Origin of the sequence: Halococcus salifodinae DSM 8989 (genome assembly GCF_000336935.1) — an archaeon.
GTDB classification, from domain to species: Archaea; Halobacteriota; Halobacteria; order Halobacteriales; family Halococcaceae; genus Halococcus; species Halococcus salifodinae.
The window spans coordinates 193,734-201,085 of the sequence record NZ_AOME01000015.1 but is presented as its reverse complement, the minus strand read 5'-3'; the positions used below and the strand labels follow the sequence as shown (position 1 = coordinate 201,085).

General features: G+C 67.3%; 5 protein-coding genes. 3 read left to right on the top strand and 2 right to left on the bottom strand.

The window, feature by feature from the left end:
• Both C450_RS03995 and C450_RS03990 read left to right on the top strand, forming a co-directional pair.
• Window positions 1–1,067 (top strand): acyl-CoA dehydrogenase family protein (locus C450_RS03995; RefSeq protein WP_275039273.1); only part of this gene is annotated, 1,067 nt, incomplete at its 5' end.
• A 306-nt stretch (window positions 1,068–1,373) separates the two neighbouring features.
• On the top strand, window positions 1,374–3,092 hold the full coding sequence (locus tag C450_RS03990) for an ammonium transporter (RefSeq protein WP_005040293.1): 1,719 nt from the start codon (window positions 1,374–1,376) through the stop codon (window positions 3,090–3,092).
• Window positions 3,093–3,133: 41 nt separating this feature from the next.
• Here the strand turns inward: C450_RS03990 and hemL are convergent, their stop codons facing one another.
• The gene (gene hemL, locus C450_RS03985; protein WP_005040292.1) at window positions 3,134–4,474 is read right to left on the bottom strand and encodes a glutamate-1-semialdehyde 2,1-aminomutase; all 1,341 of its coding nucleotides are present in this window, start codon (window positions 4,472–4,474) and stop codon (window positions 3,134–3,136) included.
• 497 nt (window positions 4,475–4,971) lie between these two features.
• Window positions 4,972–5,928, bottom strand: coding sequence for a transcriptional regulator (locus C450_RS03980; protein WP_005040290.1), 957 nt, complete (start codon window positions 5,926–5,928; stop codon window positions 4,972–4,974).
• Window positions 5,929–6,073: 145 nt separating this feature from the next.
• Between C450_RS03980 and C450_RS03975 the strand changes: the two genes are divergently transcribed.
• Window positions 6,074–7,336, top strand: a complete 1,263-nt coding sequence (locus tag C450_RS03975; RefSeq protein ID WP_005040288.1) for a tRNA(Ile)(2)-agmatinylcytidine synthase — start codon at window positions 6,074–6,076, stop codon at window positions 7,334–7,336.
• The last annotated feature ends 16 nt before the right edge of the window (window positions 7,337–7,352 follow it).

Genomic DNA, 7,352 nt, shown 5'->3' with positions numbered 1-7,352 from the left:
AGATGTGTATAAGAGACAGCACCAAACCGAGCGGGATGGTCAACGACGCACTGTTCCGCCGGCTGAAGGACAAGCTCGGAACGATCTCGGTCCCCACAGGGGAGATCGAATTCCGCGGCGCGGAGGCGTTCTTAGTAGGGGAACCCGAGAACGGGTTCCGGCAGATGACCGAGATGCTCAACTTCGAGCGCCTCTCGAACGCCACCGCCGCGGTCGGGATCATGGGTCGTGCGCTGCTCGAATCCAAAGTTCGGGCCGCGAACCGCGAGGCGTTCGGGGAGGTCATTCAAGACTACCCGCTGATGCGCCGCGATCTCGTCGATATGGCCGTCGACTACGAGGCCGCCGCCGCGTTCACCTTCGACGGCGCGCGCGTCCTCGACCGCTACCGGCGCGAGGGGCGTGAGACCGAGGCCGGCGAGCGGGCGTTCAAGCTCGTGCGCGCGCTCGTGCCGGTGGCGAAGCACGTGACCGCGCGGATGGCAGTCGAAACCGCCTCGTACGCGTGTGAGGTGCTCGGCGGCAACGGGTACGTTCGTGAGTTCGTCACGCCGCGCCTGCTCCGTGACGCCCAGGTGCTCCCGATCTGGGAAGGAACCTCGAACGTCCTCTCGCTCGACCTGCTCCGGGCGCTCGACCGCGAGGACGCCCACGAGGCTCTCCTGCCCGCGATCCGCGCCAACCTCGACGCGGCCGAGCATCCCTGCCTCGACGAACCGACTGCGGCGATCGAGGACGCCTTCGCCGAGCTTCAGGAGTCGTTGGTCCACCTCGCCGGGGCCGACGGGGAGTACGCCCAGCTCCACGCCAAGAAACTCGCGAACTACGTCTTCGACGTCTACACCGCCGCACTTCTCGTCAAAGAGGCACAAGAGCGGATCGACAGCGTGGACGACGCCCGGAAAGCCCTCGTCGCGAAGCGGTTCGTCGATACACGTCTGTGCGAGCCCGACGCACGCGGTATCACATCGGACGAACGCTTCTCGATCGGGCAGTTCGATGCGGTCGTTCGGTACGCCTCCGTCGAGCCAGCGACGCTCGTCGAGTCCGCACCGGCCGACGACTGACTCCCGATCTCGGGCGCGGACGCCGCTCTCGCGCAACACCTGCCGGAAATCGAATCGACGAACGTACGGTTTTCGGTCCAATATCGAGCGATTCCCGACCGGAATACGACCTTATATCGATAATACTGTACCGCAAAACGGACATATCCATTCCAACACCAGCGCAAATATCCATATTTCAACCCAACAGTTATACGATCGCACTTCCTGCGTCCCCAGCGTGAGACGGATGACGAACACGGGCGAAAACAGCGAAAACGGCATCAATTGTAGTAAAATAGTAGCGATTACTTCGGCGGTGGGCGAATGATCGAGGCTGGATCGATCCCGCTCCAGGCGAGCGGGATGGAGGCGGTGGTCGAGAGCGTCAACCTCGTGTGGGTGCTCACGGTCACGTTCCTGATCTTCTTCATGCACGCGGGGTTCGCGATGCTGGAGGCGGGCCAGGTCCGCGCGAAGAACGTCGCCAACCAGCTCACGAAGAACATGCTGACGTGGTCGATCGGGGTCGTGGCCTTCTTCCTCGTCGGTGCGGGCGTCTCGTCGGTCATCGGCGGGCTCACTGGCGGCAGTGGGGCCACGCTCGCGGACCTGACGGCGGTCTGGAGCGGCGACTCGGCCGCGTGGGTGAGCTGGCTGTTCGGCGCGGTGTTCGCGATGACCGCCGCCACGATCGTGAGCGGCGCAGTCGCGGGTCGGTGTAAGCTCCGGGCGTACGTCGCGTACACGATCCTGCTCGCGGCGATCATCTACCCCGTGGTCACGGGCTTCACGTGGGCCGGCGGCTTTCTCGCAAGCGTCCTCGGCGTGGGCTTTCACGACTTCGCCGGCGGGATGATCGTCCACGGGATGGGCGGGATCGCGGGCCTGACGGCGGCGTGGGTGCTCGGCCCGCGGATCGGTCGCTACGGCGACGACGGCTCGGTGAACGTGATCCCCGGCCACTCGATGTCCTTCGCCGTGCTCGGCACGCTGATCCTCTGCTTCGGCTGGTACGGCTTCAACGTCGGCACCGCGGCTGCACCGCTCGCGATGGCCGGCGGGGCCGCAGAGCTCGGCTCGTTCAGCTACGTCGGCCGAGTCGCGCTCACGACCACCCTCGGGATGGCCGCGGGCGCGATCGGTGCTGGCGCGGCCTCGTTCGCGAAGACCCGGAAGGTCGACACGCTGTACGTCGCCAACGGGATGCTCGCCGGCCTCGTCTCGATCACCTCGATCACCGACGCGATCGTCTGGCCCGGAGCCGTGGCCGTCGGCCTACTCGCTGGTATCCAGCTCCCGCTGGTCTTCGAGTTCGTCGAGAAACGCCTTCGGATCGACGACGTCTGTGCGGTGTTCCCGGTCCACGGCTCGGCCGGCGTGCTCGGCGCACTCGCGTTCCCGTTCGTCGCGGTCGACGGGTTCGCGCTCGACGTGCTCGCAGCCCAAATCATCGGCGTCGCCGTGATCGCCGGCTGGACGATCGTCGCGACCGCCGCGGTGTTCGGCGCGCTAAAGGCGGTCGGGCAGGCACGCGTCACGCCCGAACACGAGCGCGATGGGCTCGACAGTTCCGAGCACGGCGTCGACACCTACCCCGAGTTCGGTCTCGGCGAGTCGGGCGGCCCGGTCGCCGACGGCGGTGCGGTCCACGCGGCCGCCGACGAGGAGGTTCGGACCGACGGCGGGTTGGCGAACGACGGCGGAATCAAGATGGTCACGGCGGTCGTCCGGCCCGACAAGCTCGGTGCAGTCAAGAGCGCGCTCGCGGAGGTCGGCGCGCCATCGCTCACGGTGACGAACGTCTCCGGGCGGGGGAGCCAGCCCGTCAAGAAGGGGCAGTGGCGCGGCGAGGAGTACACCGTCGACCTCCACCAGAAGGTCAAAGTCGAGTGCGTGGTGGCCGACATCGCCGCCGACGAGGTAGTCGAAGCGATCATCGAACGCGCCGCGACCGGCCAGCCGGGCGATGGCAAAGTGTTCGTCACGTCGGTCGAGGACGCCGCTCAGATCCGCACTGGGACTCGGGGGCGGGAGGCCGTTTAGCGGACGCGACCACTCGCACGTTCGATCGGTCGATGGGTCGGCTACTCGAAGTAGGCTTTGTACGCTTCGAGGGTTTCCTCGATGTCCGCGTCGGTGTGCGCGTCGCTCACGAACTGGGATTCCATCTGGTTCGCGGTCAGGAAGATCCCCTCGTCGAGCATCGCGGGCCGGAACAGCCGCTCCCAGCGCTCGGTCTCGCTTTGCTCCACGTCAGCACCGGTCTTGGGACAGCGGTCGAATCGGTCACAATCGGGGTCCTGACGGCAGCCCGCCTCGCACGCCGGGCCAGGGGCGGCGGCGTCGCCGCGGGTGAACACGAGTTTGAACATGCTGTCGGTGCCGAGGACGGTGTAGCCGGGCGCGCGGTCCTCGGTGATCTCCGTGAGTCCGGTCCGGAGCTTCTCGCCCAGCCGATTCACGTGGTCGTAGACGTCGTTTTCGGCAGCATATCTGAGAGTTTCGAGCCCGGCAGCCATCGCGACCGGGTGGCCCGAGAACGTGCCCGACTGGAACACGTCGCCGGCGGGCGTGAACGATTCGATGATCTCGGCGGGGCCGCCGATCGCGCCCGCTGGGAACCCGCCGCCGACGATCTTCGCGAACGTGGTGAGGTCGGGTTTCACACCGAGTTTCCCCTGAGCGCACTGGAGCCCGCCGACACGGAAGCCCGTCATCACTTCGTCGAAGATCAGGAGCGCGCCGGACTCGTCACAGAGTTCGCGCAGGCGCTCGTGGTAGCCTTCGACGGGCAGCACGCTCGCGGTGTTGCCGAGCAGCGGTTCAGTCAGGACCGCGGCGATCTCGTCGCCGTGGGCCTCGAAGACCGCTTCGATCGCCTCTTGATCGTTGAACGGAACCGGAATCGTGTGCTGGGCGAATGATTGTGGGACGCCGGGCGAGGACGGCCGTGGATCGTCGGGCGAGCCCTCGACCAGCGTGGACTCCTGTGCGCCGTGATAGCCGCCTTGCATCACCACGATCTTCTTGCGGCCGGTGTACCCGCGGGCGAGTCGCACGGCGGAGACGGTGGCTTCCGTCCCACTGTTGACGAACCGGCACATCTCGACGCTCGGGACGTGGCGGGCGACGAACTCCGCGAGTTCGACCTCGATCTCGGTCGGTGCGCCGTACATCGGGCCCTCGCTCAGCGTTGACTGCACCGCCGCCTGGACCGACTCGGGGAGATCGTGACCGAGCAGGAGCGGCCCGTAGCCCATCACGTAGTCGATGTAGCGATTGCCGTCGGCGTCGATGACGTGGCCCCCGTCGCCGCGCTCGACGAACGCCGGGTAGGGTCGGGTTGCGCGGACCGAGGAGTTCACGCCGCCGGGCAGCACGTCGAGCGCGCGGTCGTAAAGATCGCGCGAGGTCGAGCGGTTCATGCGCCGGATTGGCCGGCCGGGCGCAAAGGCGTTACTGAGCCGCGGTGGCGGTGCGGCCGGCGGCCGCGGGGCGGCTGCGGTCCTGGCGTCTCGACGAACGGAGTGAGTCGAGGCTCAGGAGAGCGGAGCTTTCCTGGTGGATCGAGGGCGAGCGACTGGAGGGAGCGAGGGCTCGGGCGGTGCTGTGCGGGTGCGGGACAGTGCGGAGAGCGCCAGCAATCCTACCGCGAACGAGCCGGAGGCGAGTGAGCGGGTGTTTTTGGTCCACCGGAAGACGCTTCGCGTCTTCCGAGCCCTGCCTCGCTGTGCTCGGCAGGACAGGTTTTTACGAGGGGTTGAGCGCCCGGAGGGCGCGAACTCGTTCGAGACGGCTTCGCCGTCTCGTGATGTCATCAGAACGCGAAGCGTTCTGATTGCAAGCAAGAAATCTTCGATTTCTTGCACTGACGAAAATCGCGTAGCGATTTTCGAACCACCCTGAAGTAAAAAGGTGGGTTCTAGGCGGACTTCGCACGCTCGCGGATCAGGTCGCGGAGCGCGTCGGGATCGTCGATCGCCGCGATCTCCTCGCGCTCGATCAGCGCGGTGTCGTCGACGGCGTCGCGCGAGGCGTCGTCGACCACGTACACCGATCGCGTGCGGGTCACGGTGCCGAGCGAACTCATGATCCGGGCGCGCTTCTCGGCGGTCCGCGTGAAGGCGGAGTGGCCGGTGAGCACGTTCTCGGCCCCGCCGTCGTCCTCGCTGACGGCCTTGAACGGCGCGCGGGTCGTCGGATGGACGTCGAAGCCGACTCGCGTCAGCACCGCGACGAGGCCCTCGTCGTCGGTGTCGGGAGCGTCGGTCGCATCGGTCGAGTCCTCCTCTGTGATCTCGTCCGCGCCGTCGAGCACGTCGACCGGGTTCGCGAGCGGCGCATCGAGGAGGTCTTCCATCCGCGCGGCGACCTCGACCGAGGCGTTCATCCCGTCCTCGTACTTCGAGACCGTGCGCCGCGAGACGCCGAGCTCGTCGGCGAGCCGGCCGAGACTCCAGTCGCGATCCTCGCGTTCGTCGGCGAGCACCTCACCGTCGATGTTCACGTAGAGCCCGCCGGGCGCGGCGTAGATCATCGGCGGCACCTCCTCGACGAACAGATCGAGCGCGGTGTCGGGGCTGAGAACGGGCACGCCGTGGCGGAGATACATCACGCCCGGTTTCAGCTCCTCGTCGCGCGTCCGCAGCCCGATGACCATGGGCGTCGCGTCGAGGAATCCGCCGAGTCGGCGCATCTCGACCCCGGTGGTGCCGTCGAACGCGTCGATGTTGCCGAGGATCTTCACGAGGAGGAGCTCGTCGCCGCGACGCGCGGCGACATCGAAGCTCTTCGGGCGGACCGCACACCGGTCGCTGACGAGGAACCCCGCGTCCTCCAGCATCGCGGTCACGTTGCCGACCAGTGCGGACCGTGACATGGGCGTACGTAAGTATCGCCACGTATATAGTGGTTGTGCCGTCGCTATATCCCTCTCTTCCGGCGATTACTGCCACGCTCGTCGGTAGATTTATATACGAGATCCGAGCCGGAACGCGGTTGTCCGCCGGGGTCGTGGGAAGGGTGTGACCGTCATCGGTATCGACGACACCGACTCGCGCGAGCGGGGGATGTGTACGACGTATCTCGCCGCGCGAGTGGCGGCACGCGTCCGCGGGGAGGATGGTGCCGTCGAGCGCCAGGTACTCGTCCGACTGAACCCCGCGATCGAGCACAAGACGCGAGGGAACGCAGCGCTCGCGATTCATACCGACCTCGACGCCGAGCGTGGGCTCACCATCGCCCGCGAGGCGGTCGAGACGCTGGCGGCAACCGACGGCCCCCGAACGAATCCGGGTGTCGTGGTCGCGCCCGACGAAGCGGTGTCGGAGAAGGTCGTCGAGTTCGCCCGTCGGGCCGTCCGCGAGCGCCTCACGATCGACGAGGCGCGTCGGCTGATCGAGACTGCCGGGTATCGCCACGCCGACTGGAAGGAAGCGAGAGGGCTGATCGGCGCGCTCGCCGCGGTTGGGTCGTGGGCGGCGTTCGACGAGTGGACCCACGAGCACATCGCGTACCGCGAGGCCCACCGGCGAGGCACGCCGCGCGAGGTCGATCACGAGTCGGTGTTCGCGGCCGCCGACTGGGGGTATCCGGCGGCGTGGGACACCGTCGACCGCGACGAGGGGAGTTCGGTGTGCGTGCCCCACGCTCCCGGACCGATTCTCTACGGTATCCGAGGCGACGATCCCGAGGTCGTGCGCGGCGTCGCCGACCGGATCGAGAGCGAACCGATCGAGCGAACAGGTGTATTCGTCACGAATCAGGGGACCGACGCCCACCTCCGCGAGGGAAGCGTGGGCGAACTCCGCGACGGGCGGGCCTACCGTGTTTCGGTAACGGTCGCGACGCCGCCCGAGACTCGGCGGGGCGGACACGTCTTCGTCGGTCTCGAAGACGGTGACGCGTCGCTCGCGTGTGCCGCGTTCGAACCGACGAAACGGTTCCGGGATCGCGTGCGCGCGCTCCGGGTCGGGGATCGCCTCACCGTCTGTGGCGAGGTCTCGGACGGAACCCTGAAACTCGAGAAGTTCGCCGTCCGTGATCTCGTGACGACCGAACCCGCGGTACCGTCGTGTCCGGACTGCGAGCGGTCGATGAAGAGTGCTGGCCGCGACCAGGGGTATCGGTGTCGGGACTGCGGGACCAGTCAGGATGGAAAGATCGAGCGCACGATCGAGCGCGATCTCGAACTCGGCTGGTACGAGGTGCCGCCGTGTGCGCGCCGCCACATCGCCAAACCCCTCGTCAGGGGTGGGTTCGACGCACCGATCCATCCCGAGCGGTGACAGAGGGAACCCTCGT

Bases quoted from the DNA above. Each gene is read 5' to 3' on its own strand.
- C450_RS03990 (WP_005040293.1), top strand. From the start codon at position 1,374: ATGATCGAGGCTGGATCGATCCCGCTCCAGGCGAGCGGGATGGAGGCG.
- hemL (WP_005040292.1), bottom strand. From the start codon at position 4,474: ATGAACCGCTCGACCTCGCGCGATCTTTACGACCGCGCGCTCGACGTG.
- C450_RS03980 (WP_005040290.1), bottom strand. From the start codon at position 5,928: ATGTCACGGTCCGCACTGGTCGGCAACGTGACCGCGATGCTGGAGGAC.